The organism is Sphingopyxis sp. NJF-3, from assembly GCF_053514865.1.
In genome coordinates this window covers 775,602-788,049 of the sequence record NZ_CM130726.1, presented here as the reverse complement: position 1 = coordinate 788,049, position 12,448 = coordinate 775,602, and the positions used below count along the sequence as shown (strand labels likewise).

The window sequence follows — 12,448 nt, the reverse complement described above, 5'->3', positions numbered from 1 at the left end:
GGACCCGACATAGGGGGGCGTGCGCGGCGCGCAACCCCGCTATGGTCAACGCGGCCCGATCATCCCCGCATCCGCCGGCAGCGCGTGCCCGTTCACCGCGCGCGCGAGCAGGCGGCGTTTCTCGAACGGGCCGGGCAGGTCCCAGGCGCCCGTCGCATCGGCGGTGAAGCCGAAGAAGCGACCGTAATATTCGGGGTCGCCGATCATCATCAGCGCGCCGTCGGCCCTGGTTTCGGCCGCCTCCAGCATATGCGCCATCAGCGCGCGGCCGTGCCCGCCGCGCTGCACGTCGGGGCGCACCGCGACCGGGCCGACCATCACCAGCGGATGCGCCACGCCATCGGCGGTGCGGAGAGCGACGGGCCAGCATTGTATCGTCCCGATCAGCAGGCCGTCCTCGGCGAGCGCGAAGCTGAGCGCGGGGATCGCCGCCGCCCCTTCGCGGAGGCGGTAGGCGGTTCGTCCGAAGCGGTCGGGCCCGAAAGCGGCGTCGAGCAGATGCTCGACCGCCTGCGGCTCGATATTCGCCAGTGGAAGTAACTCGACCAATGCCCGCCCTTTCGCTAATGCGGCGGCGCTTTAGGGTCGCGGCACCGCGTTGCAAAGCCGAATGTCGCGCCCGCAGACAGGATTTTCTTGTGACCGACCAACTCTGGCTCGAAGTCGACGGGCTGACCGTCCAGGTGCTGACCGGCATCTATTCCGAGGAAACCCACCTGCCGCAGCCGCTCCGCATCTCGGTGCGCGCGCGGCTGGCGATGGCGGACCATTACGACCCGACGACCCCCTTGAGCGCGTCGAAGAATTACATGCACCTCAAATTCGCGGCGACCGACGCGATCCCGAAGGACGTGCATTTCGTGCTGATCGAAAGCGTCGCCGACCATATCATCGACACGCTGTTCCTGCAGGACGACCGCGTCGCGGAGGTCGAGGTGAAGATCGTCAAGCTCGCGATCGCCGAGGACGGCGAGGAGATCGGGATCACGATGCGCAGAAGTCGACCGGGCGCGCGCAAGTGACTCGAAAGCTCGCCCTCGTCACCGGCGGGCTGCACCGCGTCGGCGCCGCGATCGCGGCGCGGCTCGCGCGCGAGGGTTATGCGCTCGCGCTCCACAAGCACAGCCTCGCCGACCCCGACGCGATGCTCGTCGACGCACTTGCCGAGACCGGTGCCGAGAACCGGCATTTCATCGCCGACCTGTCGGATGCGGGGGCGGTCGACGCGCTGGTCCCGGCCGTGACCGACGCCTTCGGCCGCGCGCCCGACCTGCTCGTCAACAATGCGGCGCTGTTCGCCGAGGGCGAATGGGAAGGGCTGACGCGGGCCGATCTCGCGGCGATGATGCAGCTCAACCACCATGCCCCGGTGATGCTGGCGAAGGCGCTCGTCGCGCAGGCAGGCGAAGGGCGGCGCCCCGCGATCGTCAACATCGTCGATCAGCGCGTCGCGCATCCGGTGCCCGACCAGATCGCCTACAGCCTGTCGAAAGCGGCGCTGTGGCAGGCGACGGCGATATTGGCGGTGGCGTTCGGCCGCCGCGCGCGCGTCAACGCGGTGGCGCCGGGGCTGACCCTTCCCACCGACGATTATGTGCCGGGGCAGGTCGAGCGGCTCGCGCAGCGCATGCCGCTCGGCGCGCTGCCGACGCCGGGGCAAATCGCCGATGCGGTCGTTTACCTGGCAAAAGCCGAGGCGGTGACGGGGCAGACGATCTTCGTCGACGGCGGCGCGCATCTGGCGCCAATGGGACGCGATTTCGTGGCACTGGAGCGGGATTGATCGCCGCCCATCGGATGGCAATGAGCGGCCGAGAGCGGCCGGTGGTCGATCGTCACCCCGGACTTGATCCGGGGTCCCGCTGGATGTCCAAGCCAGTCGATGCCTCAAAAAGCGGGATCCCGGATCAAGTCCGGGATGACGAATGTCGGGAATCGACCGTAGCGGCCATTTCACCATCGTCACCCTGAACTTGTTTCAGGGTCCATGGCCTGCCGTCTACTTCGACGCGGCATCGAACGAGAGGTCTGGCCATGGATGCTGAAACAAGTTCAGCATGACGTGATTTTGAACGTCACCTCCCTCACCCCAAAGTCGATAGCGGGGCCAGCCTTCACGCCGCCCGGTTCAATAAATATGCACCGCCTTGGTCACCAGATAGCTCTCCAGCCCCTCGGGCCCGCTTTCGCTGCCGAAGCCCGATTCCTTGATCCCGCCGAAGGGCGTGTCGTTGCTCGAGATGACGAAGCTGTTGATCCCCACCATGCCGCTTTCGATGCCGTCGGCGATGCGGTTTATGCGGCGGCCGTTCTCAGTGAAGGCGAAGGCGGCGAGGCCGTAAGGAAGCCGGTTCGCCTGTTCGAGCGCTTCCTCCTCGGTTCCGAACGGCCGCATCAGCGCCATCGGGCCGAAGGGCTCGTGGTTCATCGCATCGGCGTCGAGCGGCACGTCGGCGATCGCGGTGGGCAGGAAGAAATTGCCCTCGCCCGTCGCCTCGCCGCCCGCGACGACGCGCGCCCCCTTCGCCTTCGCATCGGCGATCATCGCCTCCAGCGCGGGCGCGCGGCGCGCGTTGGCGAGCGGGCCCATCTCCGTATCGGGATCGAGCCCGCTACCGATCTTCACCTTTGCGGTGCGTTCGGCGAACCCCTTGACGAAGGCGTCGTAGATGCCCTGCTGGACATAGAAGCGCGTCGGCGACACGCACACCTGGCCTGCGTTGCGGAATTTCTGCGCGACGACGCGGTCGAGCGTTGCTTCCAGATCGCAATCGTCGAAGATCAGCACCGGCGCGTGGCCGCCGAGCTCCATCGTGATCCGCTTCACCCCGTCGGCGGCGAGGCGCATCAGATGCTTGCCGACCGTGGTCGACCCGGTGAAGCTGACCTTGCGGATCACCGGGCTCGCGAGCAGGTGGCGGCTGATCATGTCGGGGACGCCATAGACGAGCTGCGCGACGCCCGCGGGGATGCCCGCATCGTCGAGGCAGCGCATGATCGCGCTGGTGCAGCCCGGCGTCTCCTCGGGCGCCTTGGAGATCACGACGCAGCCCGCGGCAAGCGCGGGGGCGATTTTCTTGACCATCAGATTGACCGGGAAATTCCAGGGCGAAAAGCCCGCAGCGGGGCCGACCGGCTGCTTCAGCACCATCGCGCGCTGGCCCGCGGGGCGCTGGAGCACGCGGCCTTCGATGCGCTTTCCTTCTTCCGCAAAATAGGCGAGCACCGCCGCGGCCGAAGCGACCTCTCCACGCGCCTGCGCGATCGGCTTGCCCTGTTCGAGGGTCAGCAACGTCGCGATCGGCTCGACGCGCTCGCGGATGATGGCGGCGGCCTTGTGCATCAGCGCCGCGCGTTCATCGGGAGTTTTGGCGCGCCACAGCGGCCACGCCCGCTCGGCGGCGGCGAGCGCCTCGTCGAGGTCGGCGGCGGTCGCGACGGGCAACTCGGCGATCGGCGCGCCGGTTGCGGGATTGTAGACCGGCGCGACATCGCGCCCCTCCCCGCTCCGCCACGCGCCCGCGATGAAGAGTTGCAGGTCGGCGTTATAGTCGGCGGTCGCGGTCATGGGGTTTCCTTTCAATCTCGTCATTGCGAGCGAAGCGAAGCAATCCAGAGCGGTTTACGCTGCCCTTGATTGCTTCGCTTCGCTCGCAACGACGGGTGCGATATAGGATCGGCTCAGGAGTAGTTAAAGCTGATACTAATCCGCTCGCCCTTGCCGGCGTGGACCATGACCTCGTGCCGCAGCCAGCTTTCCCACAGGAAGACGCGGCCCGGCGCGGGTTCGGCGTAGATGAAGGGGTGCAGATGTTCGGGCGCGTCGTCGGTGCGCCCTGGCGCCGCCATCAGCATCGGCAGCCGCGGATCCTCGAGCTTGAGCGCGCCCGATCCGGGCGGCACGACGACGTAGAAAGTCCCCGACACGACACTGTGCGGATGGATATGCCCGCTGTGGGTGCCGCCGGGTTTCAGCAGATTGACCCACAGGCTGTCGAGCCGCAGCGGCTTCGCGAGGTCGAAGTGGCAGGCTTTGGCGAACGCCTTCACCTCGCGGTCGAGCAGGCGTTTCAGGTCCGCGAAGGCGGGATCGCGCTGCGGCAGGTCGTCGAGGCTCGCATAGCTGGTATAGCCGCGATAGCCGTGCGCGCGGCTCCAGCCGCGGCCCGCGCCGTCCTCTTCCGCAAGCAGGCGGCAGCTTTGCTCGAGATCGTCGAGCAGGTCGGAGTCGCCGATGTCGGCTTCGTAAAAATGGGTGGCGAAGAGCGTGCGAACGGGCATGATGGGCGGGAAAGCACAGCGGACGAACAAGAGCAAGGGAGACGAGGATGGAGTTCGAACTGATCGCCGACGGATTGCGCTTCCCCGAAGCGCCGGTCGTGATGGACGACGGCAGCGTGATCGTGGTCGAGATCGAGCAAGGGCGCATCACCCGCTGCTGGCCCGGCGGGAAGAAGGAGGTCGTCGCGACCCCCGGCGGCGGCCCCAACGGGCTTGCGATCGGTCCCGACGGCAAACTCTATTGCTGCAACAACGGCGGGTTCAACTATGTCGAATCGGACGGCTATCTCGCCCCGCACGGCATCGCGAGCGACTATTCGGGCGGGCGGATCGAGCGCATCGACATCGCGACGGGCGAAGTCGAGATCCTCTACAAATCGGGCGACAACGGCGTGGTGCTGCGCGGCCCCAACGACATCATGTTCGACAGCCACGGCGGCTTCTGGTTCACCGATCACGGCAAGGTCGATTATGCGAAACGCGCCCATGACATCGTCGGCATCTTCTATGCCAAGGCCGACGGCAGCTTCATCGAGGAGGTCGTCTTCCCCTCGAACAATCCCAACGGCGTCGGCCTGTCGCCCGACGGCAACACGCTCTACGCCGCCGAAACCTATACCTGCCGGCTGATGAAGTTCAACATCACCGCCCCCGGCAAGATCGCGCCCGACGCGGGGCCCGGCGGCCCCGGCATCCCGCTCTATCGCCCCGCGGGCTATAAATTCTTCGACAGCCTCGCGATGGAAGCGAACGGCAATATCTGCGTCGCGACGATCGGCGAATGCGGGATCAGCGTCGTCTCGCCCGCGGGCGAACTGGTCGAATTCGTCGCGACCGACGACATTTTCACCACCAACATCGCGTTCGGGGGTGAAGACATGCGCGACGCCTATCTGACCCTGTCGGGCAGCGGACGGCTGGTGAAGACGCGCTGGGCGCGGCCGGGGTTGAAGCTGCAATATTGAGGAAGGACGACGGGGCATGCACCGCGAAACCCACGCCGTCGAACGGATCGGCTGGCTGCGCGCCGCGATCCTCGGCGCCAACGACGGAATCGTCTCGACCGCGAGCCTGATCGCCGGGGTCGCGGCGGCGGGTGCTGAGCAGGCGTCGATCCTCGTCACCGGGGTCGCGGGGCTCGTCGCGGGCGCGATGTCGATGGCGGCGGGCGAATATGTGTCGGTAAGCTCGCAGGGCGACGCCGAAAAGGCCGACATCGCGCGCGAACGGCACGAGCTCAAGACGCAGCCCGAATTCGAACTCGAAGAGCTGACGCAGATCTACGAGGGGCGCGGGCTCGACCGCACACTCGCCGAAGAGGTCGCGCAGGCGCTCACCGCGCACAATGCGCTCGACAGCCATTTGCGCGACGAACTGGGGTTGAGCCGCGAGATGCGCGCGCGGCCGGTGCAGGCCGCGGCGGCATCGGCGGCGAGCTTTTCGATCGGTGCGGCGCTGCCGCTGCTCGTCGTGCTGCTCGACGCCGGCCGTTCGCTGCCGTGGACGGTCTCGGCGGCATCGCTGGTCTTCCTCGCGCTGCTCGGTGTGCTCGGGGCCTGGGCGGGCAATGCCCCGATTGCCCGCGCCGTGCTGCGCGTCAGCTTCTGGGGCGCGTTCGCGATGGCGGCGACGATCGCGATCGGGTCGCTGTTCGACGCGGTGGGCTGAATATAATCCCCGTCATTGCGAGGAGCGGAGCGACGAAGCAATCTCCAGCCACCGGCACAGCGCAAATGATAGCTGGAGATTGCTTCGCTCCGCTCGCAATGACGAAACCAACAGGAGGGCTCTAGCGCCCCTCCAGCCACTCGCGCAGCGCGACGGCGTTGTTCCGATCCTCGTCCTTCGCCGCATAGAGCAGGGTCACCGGTCCCGCCTTCATCGCCGCATCGAGTTCGGCGAGCGCCGCCGCGACCTCGTCGCCGCCGGCATCCAGCGCGGCGAAATACTCCTTGCGGAACGCGTTCCACGCCGCGTCGCTGCCGGCGGTGGCGTGGTGGAACTGTTCGCGCATCGCGTCGCTCGGCGACAGCGGCTTCAGCCATGCGGCGAGGTCGGCCTTTTCCTTCGACACGCCGCGCGGCCACAGCCGGTCGACGAGGAAGCGCGCGCCGTCGCCGGGCTCGGCCGGTTCATATATGCGCTTGACCGCGATTGTGTGGGACCGTGGCATCTGTATGACTATCCCCCGTCCCGCGCCCGCAGGCAAGGGCCAAGACAATCGGAGGGGTCCGCATGCACAATGGCTGGGCGATCGATATCGATCGCGACGATATCACCAAGGCGGCGCTGGTCGAAGAGGCGCCCGCGCCGCTCGCGCCGGGACAGATCCGCGTCGCGACCGACCTGTATGCGATGACCGCGAACAACATCACCTATGCGGTGTTCGGCAAGCCCTCCGGCCTGTTCGGGAACGATCAGGGCTATTGGGATTTCTTCGCCGAGCGGAGCGAGCCCGGGCGCCTGCCGATCTGGGGGTTCGCAACCGTCACCGAAAGCGCGGCCGACGGCATAGCGGTCGGCGACCGCTTCTATGGCTATTATCCGATGGCGAGTCAGGCGGTGCTGACCCCCGGCGCCGCCGGGCCCGGCGGCTTCACCGACGTCACCCCGCGCCGGGCCACTCTGCCCCCGATCTACAACCAGTATCAGCGGATCGAGGCGCTGCCCGACTATCGCGCCGAACATCACGATTATTGGCCGATCTTTCGCCCGCTGTTCCTGACCGGCTGGCTGATCGCCGACCAGTTCGAGGACGAGAGCGACTATGGCGCGGGGCAGATATTGATCGCGAGCGCGTCGAGCAAGACCGCGATCGGCCTCGGCTATTCGCTCGCCCGGCGCGGCGGCGCGCGGCCCGAGACGATCGGGCTGACGAGCCGCGCGCACGCCGCCGACCTCGCGGCGCAGGGCGTCTATGACCGCGTGCTCGCCTATGAGGAGGTGATGACGCTGCCGCCCTCGACCGCGGCGGCGCTGGTTGACATGGCGGGCAATGGCGCGGTGACGCGCGTCGTGCACAGCCATTTCGGGAGCAACCTTCGGGCCTCGATCATCGTCGGCAAGTCGCATTGGGACGCGCAGGCCGACGCCGCCGGGCTTCCGGGGCCCGAGCGCCAGGGCTTCTTCGCGCCCGGCCGGGTGCAGAAGCGGATCGGCGACTGGGGCGGCGCGGCGTTCGGGCAGAAGGTCGGCGAGGCGTGGCTCGGCTTCATGGAGGTCGCGCCGCGACTCGCGCGGCCGGACACGCGCGCGGGCGGCGCGGCGGCGCTTGACGCCTATCGCGAAATGCTGTCGGGGGCGGCGGACCCCAAGACAGGAATATTGATCGCGCCATGAGCTTCACGACCGTCATCTTCGACTTCGGCGGCGTCATCACCGCCTCGCCCTTCGAGGCGTTCAACCGGCTGGAGGAGGAGCGCGGGCTGCCGCGCGACTTCGTGCGCCGCGTCAATGCGCGCGATCCCGACGGCAATGCGTGGGCGAAGTTCGAGCGCGCCGAGATCGACGCGGCCGCCTTCGACCGCGCCTTCGCCGACGAGGCGCGCGCGCTGGGGCACGATCTGGAGGGCGAAGCGGTGCTCGCGGTGCTCGCCGGCGCGGTGCGCCCGGCGATGGTCGCGGCGCTCGATACGCTGAAGGCGCGCGGCTTCACGATCGGCTGCATCACCAACAATGTGCCGTCGGGAAAAGGCGCGGGCATGGCGCGCAGCGAGAGCGCGGCGGCCGAGATCGCGGCGATCATGGCGCGCTTCGACCATGTCGTCGAATCGAGCAAGGTCGGGGTGCGCAAACCCGACCCCGCGATCTACCGGATGATGTGCGAGGCGCTGGGCGTCGCGGCGTCCGACTGCGTCTATCTCGACGACCTCGGCATCAACTGCAAGCCGGCGGCGATGCTCGGCATGTACGCGATCAAGGTGACGAGCGGCGAACAGGCGCTCGCCGACCTGTCGGCGGCGCTGGAGATGCCGCTGCCCTAGAACCTAATGGGCGAGGAGCAGCGGCGTCCGGCTGTGCGACAGCAGGTGGCGCGTGACCCCGCCGAACAGCGTTTCACGCAGGCGGCTGCGGCCGAAGGCGCCCATGACGAGCAGCCCCGCGCCGATCTCCGCCGCCTCCTCCACGAGCCGTTCGCCGACCGCTTCGGGGCCGCGGGCGACGGTCTTCAGTTCGCCGTGGATGCCGTGGCGCGACAGATAGCGCAGCGCGTCGGTCGCGGGAAAGCCGTCCGCGTCGGGATCGCCCGTATCGATGGTGACGAGCGTCACGGCGCGGCCATGCAAGAGGGGGATGGCGGCGCGGAGCGCGTGCGCCGCCTCGGTGCCGCCGTTCCACGCGACCATCGCGGGCGCCTCGAAAACCAGCGCCTTCGTGTCGCGCGGCAGGGCGAGGACGGGAACCGGCGCGGCCAGCGCCACGTCGCCGGCGAGCAGCGGCAGGTCCCCCCGTCCCTCGCCTTCGGCAGCGGGCAGGCTGACGATGGCGAGATCGGCGAAGGTCGCGGCGGCGGCGAGCGCACCCGCAACGTCGCCGTCGGACATCGCAATGTCCCAGGGAACATCCTCGCCCGCAAGCCGGTCGGCCAGCCGGGTTTCGAGCGTCAGGTCCTCGGCCTGCGCCGCGGCGAGCGCCTCGGCCGCGAAATAGGTGCCGCCGAAGGGATCGAAGCTGACGAATTGCCGGAGCGGGGTTGCGATCAGCAGCGTCGCATGGCCCTCGAACCGCCGAGCTAGGTCGAGCGCGGCCTGCAGCCGACCTTCGAAAGCGGAATCCTTGTCGGCATGAACGAGTATCGAGCGCATGGGAGCCTCCTTTTTCCGTCCGATGAAGGGATAATGCACTGCAAGGCGCGGTGGTTCATTGACCGGCGTCAAGAACCGGCGCGATCCGTAGCCGGGCAGCCTGCTCGAAGATGCGGACCAGCACCGGCTCGGTATCGGCGACGCGCATCGCGACGTGGAATTCGACCGGCGCCGGCGGCGGCATGCCGGCAAGCTCGACGAGCGCGCCGCGCGCGACCTCGGCGCGCACCATCGGTTCGGGGAAGATGCCGACCCCGCCGCCCGCGAGCGCGATGTCGATCATCATCCGGGCGTTGTTGCAGAGGTTCAATGAGCGCGGCGCGATGCGCGAGGCGTCGATCGCGTCGCGCATCCGCCCGTGAATCGGCGAATGGCTCGCGAGCGACCAGACCGGCATCGCCGCCGCCTCGCCGCCCGCGTCGAAGGCCGCGGCGACCGCGGGACTCGCGAGCCAGACGAGCGCGACCTTGCCGATCGGGCGCGAGGTCAGCGCCGGATGCGCGACCGGCCCCGCGGCGAAGGCCATGTCGGTGCGGCCGGTGAGCAGTTGCTGGATCAAATTCGCAGTCAGGTCGATCTCGATTTCGAGGCCGACCCCCGGCATTTCCTCCTTCAGCGCCGCGACGAAGGGCGGCAGGCAGCTCGCCGCCGCGATCTCGCCCGCGCCGATCCGCACCACCCCGCTCGCCTCGGCAAAGCCGCCGCTGCCGAGCAGCGCGCGCTCCATGTCGCGGAGCAGCGGCGCGCAGTCGCGCACCAGCTTGCGCCCCGCGGGGGTCAGCGACATGGCGCGCCCGTCGCGGCGGAAGAGCGCCGAGCCCAGCCGCTGTTCGAGCTCGCGCATCCGCGCCGACACCGCGGGCTGGGTCGTGTTGAGTCGCTCGGCGGCGGCCGAGAAGGTGCCGAGCCGGTCGATCCACAGCAGGGTTTCGAGATGGTAGAGCGCGATTCGATTGATCGACATCGTTTATGGATAATCTAAAAACACTATGATTAGAATTGATATGTCGGATGCGCCAATGTCGCGCCGCCAGCAGCAGGAGGCCGATTCATGGCGAACAAGCGATACCCCGACGCAGCCGCAGCCCTCGACGGCCTCCTCTTCGACGGGATGCAGGTCTGCGCGGGCGGCTTCGGCCTCTGCGGCATTCCCGAGCGGCTGATCGACGCGATCCGCGATTCGGGCGTCAAGAACCTGACCATCGCGAGCAACAATGCCGGCATCGACGGCGAAGGCCTGGGCAAGCTGCTCCGCACGCGGCAGATCAGGAAGATGATCTCCTCCTATGTCGGCGAGAACAAGGAGTTCGAGCGGCAGTATCTGGCGGGCGAGCTCGAGGTCGAATTCTGCCCGCAGGGCACGCTCGCCGAGCGCTGCCGCGCGGGCGGGGCGGGCATTCCCGGCTTCTATACCAGAACCGGCGTCGGCACCGCGGTCGCCGAGGGCAAGGAGGTGCGGAGCTTCGACGGAGAGGATTATATCCTCGAACGCGGCATCTTCGCCGATCTCGCGGTCATCAAGGGGTGGAAGGCCGACGAGAGCGGCAATCTGATCTTCCGCAAGACCGCGCGCAACTTCAACCAGCCGATGGCGACCGCGGCTAAGATCTGCGTTGCCGAGGTCGAGGAGATCGTGCCGGTCGGCAGCCTCGACCCCGACAGCATCCATTTGCCGGGCATCTATGTGAAGCGGCTCGTCCTCGGCGCGCCCTATGACAAGAAGATCGAGTTCCGCACCGTGCGCCCGCGGGAAGCGGCGTGAGGCGCGCCCTCGCCCTGTCGCTGGGCCTGCTGCTCGCGGGCTGCGCGAGCGCGGGGCACGCGCCGGTCGCGTCGGCGCCCGCAGCCCCCGCCGAGCCGGCGAAACCGACCACGGCGCTCCAATATCTCTACGGTTCGGCCGAGGCCGCCGTCGCGGTGCGCGCGGTCAATGCGCGGATTGCAGATTATGTAACGGAGCGCGTCAAGGCGCGTCCGCAGGACAGCGTCGTCCTGACACCCGGTGCGAGCATGGATGCGCCGCGCTTCGAGCCGTGCGGCGACAAGCCCTTCGCCGCGGTGTTCGACGCCGACGAAACGCTGATCTGGAATCTCGGCGCGACGCGCTACATGGCCGAGCGCGGCATCGCCTTCGATCCCAAGATCTGGGACAGCTGGGAAAAGACTGGCGCCGGCGCGGCCAAGGCAATGCCCGGCACGGTCGAGATGGTGACCGCGCTGCGCGCCGTGGGGGTCACCGTGATCGCCAACACCAACCGCAGCGCCGCCAACGCCGAGGGCGCCGAAGCGACGCTGCGCGCGGCGGGCCTCGGCGAATTCAGGCATGGCGAAACCTTGTTCCTCGCGGGCGACGACGCCGGCGGGTCGAGCAAGGACGGGCGCCGCGGCGCGATCGCGTCGAAATATTGCGTGATCGCGATGGCGGGCGACCAGCTCGGCGATTTCAGCCAGCAGTTCAACGAGAAGGCGCTGGCGCCCGCCGCGCGCATCGCGCTCGCGACCGGCCCCGCCGCCTCCGCGCTCTGGAACAAGGGCTGGTTCCTCTTCCCCAACCCCGTCTATGGTCCGTGGGACCGGCTGGGCTGGGACGATCTTTTCCCCTCCGACACCCACTGGGAGCCGAAATAATGGCCGACGAAACAAAGGGCTGGACCCGCGACGACATGGCGGCGCGCGCCGCGCAGGAGCTGGAGGATGGCTATTATGTCAACCTCGGCATCGGCATTCCGACTTTAGTCGCCAACCATGTTCCCGCGGGCATGACGGTGACGCTGCAGTCGGAGAACGGCATGCTCGGCATCGGCCCCTTCCCCTTCGAGGGCGACGAGGACCCCGACCTGATCAACGCCGGCAAGCAGACGATCAGCGAGTTGCCGCAGACCGCCTATTTCGGGTCGGAGCAGAGCTTCGCCATGATCCGCGGCGGCCATATCGACCTTGCCGTGCTGGGCGGCATGGAAGTCGCCGAAAATGGCGACCTCGCCAACTGGATGGTGCCCGGCAAGATGATCAAGGGCATGGGCGGCGCGATGGACCTGGTCGCGGGGGTCAAGAAGATCATCGTCGTGATGGAGCATGTGGCGAAGGACGGATCGGCCAAGTTCATCCCCGCCTGCACGCTGCCGCTGACCGGCAGGAATGTCGTCGACATGATCGTCACCGACCTCGCGGTCTTCAAGCGCGCCGACCATGCGAGCCCGTTCCGGCTGATCGAGCTGGCGCCGGGGGTGACGGCGGAAGAGGTCGCGGCGAAAACGACTGCGACCTATGATGTGGCGCTGGAGACGGCCTGAGCGGAAACACCCGCCTGCCATTTTGCGTCATTGCGAGCGAAGCGAAGCAATCCAGGGCGGTTTGCGCCA

15 protein-coding genes are annotated in these 12,448 nt (G+C 68.1%); 9 read left to right on the top strand and 6 right to left on the bottom strand.

The window, feature by feature from the left end; genetic code table 11:
- Positions 1–45: 45 nt before the first annotated feature.
- Complete coding sequence (locus ACOTSS_RS03660) at positions 46–549, bottom strand: GNAT family N-acetyltransferase (protein ID WP_448690183.1); 504 nt, start codon at positions 547–549, stop codon at positions 46–48.
- 89 nt (positions 550–638) lie between these two features.
- On the opposite strand from ACOTSS_RS03660, the gene ACOTSS_RS03655 reads away from it, so the two are divergent.
- Both ACOTSS_RS03655 and ACOTSS_RS03650 read left to right on the top strand, forming a co-directional pair.
- Positions 639–1,022, top strand: coding sequence for a dihydroneopterin aldolase (locus tag ACOTSS_RS03655; RefSeq protein WP_095387576.1), 384 nt, complete (start codon positions 639–641; stop codon positions 1,020–1,022).
- On the top strand, positions 1,019–1,783 hold the full coding sequence (locus ACOTSS_RS03650) for an SDR family oxidoreductase (RefSeq protein WP_448690182.1): 765 nt from the start codon (positions 1,019–1,021) through the stop codon (positions 1,781–1,783). Before ACOTSS_RS03655 ends, ACOTSS_RS03650 begins: the two co-directional genes overlap by 4 nt.
- A gap of 345 nt (positions 1,784–2,128) precedes the next feature.
- Here ACOTSS_RS03650 and ACOTSS_RS03645 read toward each other — a convergent pair whose 3' ends face one another.
- Together ACOTSS_RS03645 and ACOTSS_RS03640 are read right to left on the bottom strand one after the other, a co-directional pair.
- Entirely contained in the window at positions 2,129–3,568 is a 1,440-nt protein-coding gene (locus ACOTSS_RS03645; RefSeq protein ID WP_448690181.1) for an NAD-dependent succinate-semialdehyde dehydrogenase, read from the bottom strand.
- 113 nt (positions 3,569–3,681) lie between these two features.
- Entirely contained in the window at positions 3,682–4,281 is a 600-nt protein-coding gene (locus ACOTSS_RS03640) for a TIGR02466 family protein (protein ID WP_448690180.1), read from the bottom strand.
- A 47-nt stretch (positions 4,282–4,328) separates the two neighbouring features.
- Here ACOTSS_RS03640 and ACOTSS_RS03635 point away from each other — a divergent pair, with 47 nt between their 5' ends.
- Both ACOTSS_RS03635 and ACOTSS_RS03630 read left to right on the top strand, forming a co-directional pair.
- Complete coding sequence (locus tag ACOTSS_RS03635; protein WP_448690179.1) at positions 4,329–5,246, top strand: SMP-30/gluconolactonase/LRE family protein; 918 nt, start codon at positions 4,329–4,331, stop codon at positions 5,244–5,246.
- A 16-nt stretch (positions 5,247–5,262) separates the two neighbouring features.
- Positions 5,263–5,949 (top strand): VIT1/CCC1 transporter family protein, encoded by a 687-nt coding sequence (locus ACOTSS_RS03630; protein ID WP_448690178.1) that lies wholly within the window; start codon positions 5,263–5,265, stop codon positions 5,947–5,949.
- Between the two features lie 121 nt (positions 5,950–6,070).
- On the opposite strand, the gene ACOTSS_RS03625 is transcribed toward ACOTSS_RS03630, so the two are convergent.
- Positions 6,071–6,454 carry a DUF488 domain-containing protein gene (locus ACOTSS_RS03625; RefSeq protein ID WP_448690177.1) on the bottom strand — a complete coding sequence of 128 codons (384 nt, stop codon included), beginning with the start codon at positions 6,452–6,454 and terminating at the stop codon, positions 6,071–6,073.
- A 62-nt stretch (positions 6,455–6,516) separates the two neighbouring features.
- Between ACOTSS_RS03625 and ACOTSS_RS03620 the strand changes: the two genes are divergently transcribed.
- Positions 6,517–7,620 (top strand): DUF2855 family protein, encoded by a 1,104-nt coding sequence (locus ACOTSS_RS03620; RefSeq protein ID WP_448690176.1) that lies wholly within the window; start codon positions 6,517–6,519, stop codon positions 7,618–7,620.
- Complete coding sequence (locus tag ACOTSS_RS03615; RefSeq protein ID WP_448690175.1) at positions 7,617–8,264, top strand: HAD-IA family hydrolase; 648 nt, start codon at positions 7,617–7,619, stop codon at positions 8,262–8,264. Before ACOTSS_RS03620 ends, ACOTSS_RS03615 begins: the two co-directional genes overlap by 4 nt.
- Before the next feature lie 3 nt (positions 8,265–8,267).
- Here ACOTSS_RS03615 and ACOTSS_RS03610 read toward each other — a convergent pair whose 3' ends face one another.
- Entirely contained in the window at positions 8,268–9,086 is an 819-nt protein-coding gene (locus ACOTSS_RS03610; RefSeq protein ID WP_448690174.1) for a universal stress protein, read from the bottom strand.
- A 55-nt stretch (positions 9,087–9,141) separates the two neighbouring features.
- Positions 9,142–10,050 carry a LysR family transcriptional regulator gene (locus ACOTSS_RS03605; protein ID WP_448690173.1) on the bottom strand — a complete coding sequence of 303 codons (909 nt, stop codon included), beginning with the start codon at positions 10,048–10,050 and terminating at the stop codon, positions 9,142–9,144.
- Positions 10,051–10,137: 87 nt separating this feature from the next.
- Between ACOTSS_RS03605 and ACOTSS_RS03600 the strand changes: the two genes are divergently transcribed.
- The 3 genes from ACOTSS_RS03600 to ACOTSS_RS03590 are packed head-to-tail and all read left to right on the top strand — an operon-like array spanning position 10,138 to position 12,379.
- Positions 10,138–10,848, top strand: coding sequence for a CoA transferase subunit A (locus tag ACOTSS_RS03600; RefSeq protein WP_448690172.1), 711 nt, complete (start codon positions 10,138–10,140; stop codon positions 10,846–10,848).
- On the top strand, positions 10,845–11,714 hold the full coding sequence (locus ACOTSS_RS03595) for an HAD family acid phosphatase (protein WP_448690171.1): 870 nt from the start codon (positions 10,845–10,847) through the stop codon (positions 11,712–11,714). Before ACOTSS_RS03600 ends, ACOTSS_RS03595 begins: the two co-directional genes overlap by 4 nt.
- The gene (locus ACOTSS_RS03590) at positions 11,714–12,379 is read left to right on the top strand and encodes a CoA transferase subunit B (protein ID WP_448690170.1); all 666 of its coding nucleotides are present in this window, start codon (positions 11,714–11,716) and stop codon (positions 12,377–12,379) included. Before ACOTSS_RS03595 ends, ACOTSS_RS03590 begins: the two co-directional genes overlap by 1 nt.
- Positions 12,380–12,448 lie beyond the last annotated feature (69 nt).

Excerpts from the sequence above, each read along its gene's own strand:
- ACOTSS_RS03600 (WP_448690172.1), top strand. The coding sequence starts at position 10,138 with ATGGCGAACAAGCGATACCCCGACGCAGCCGCAGCCCTCGACGGCCTC.
- ACOTSS_RS03615 (WP_448690175.1), top strand. The coding sequence starts at position 7,617 with ATGAGCTTCACGACCGTCATCTTCGACTTCGGCGGCGTCATCACCGCC.
- ACOTSS_RS03610 (WP_448690174.1), bottom strand. The coding sequence starts at position 9,086 with ATGCGCTCGATACTCGTTCATGCCGACAAGGATTCCGCTTTCGAAGGT.
- ACOTSS_RS03640 (WP_448690180.1), bottom strand. The coding sequence starts at position 4,281 with ATGCCCGTTCGCACGCTCTTCGCCACCCATTTTTACGAAGCCGACATC.
- ACOTSS_RS03645 (WP_448690181.1), bottom strand. The coding sequence starts at position 3,568 with ATGACCGCGACCGCCGACTATAACGCCGACCTGCAACTCTTCATCGCG.
- ACOTSS_RS03625 (WP_448690177.1), bottom strand. The coding sequence starts at position 6,454 with ATGCCACGGTCCCACACAATCGCGGTCAAGCGCATATATGAACCGGCC.
- ACOTSS_RS03630 (WP_448690178.1), top strand. The coding sequence starts at position 5,263 with ATGCACCGCGAAACCCACGCCGTCGAACGGATCGGCTGGCTGCGCGCC.
- ACOTSS_RS03635 (WP_448690179.1), top strand. The coding sequence starts at position 4,329 with ATGGAGTTCGAACTGATCGCCGACGGATTGCGCTTCCCCGAAGCGCCG.
- ACOTSS_RS03605 (WP_448690173.1), bottom strand. The coding sequence starts at position 10,050 with ATGTCGATCAATCGAATCGCGCTCTACCATCTCGAAACCCTGCTGTGG.
- ACOTSS_RS03590 (WP_448690170.1), top strand. The coding sequence starts at position 11,714 with ATGGCCGACGAAACAAAGGGCTGGACCCGCGACGACATGGCGGCGCGC.
- ACOTSS_RS03620 (WP_448690176.1), top strand. The coding sequence starts at position 6,517 with ATGCACAATGGCTGGGCGATCGATATCGATCGCGACGATATCACCAAG.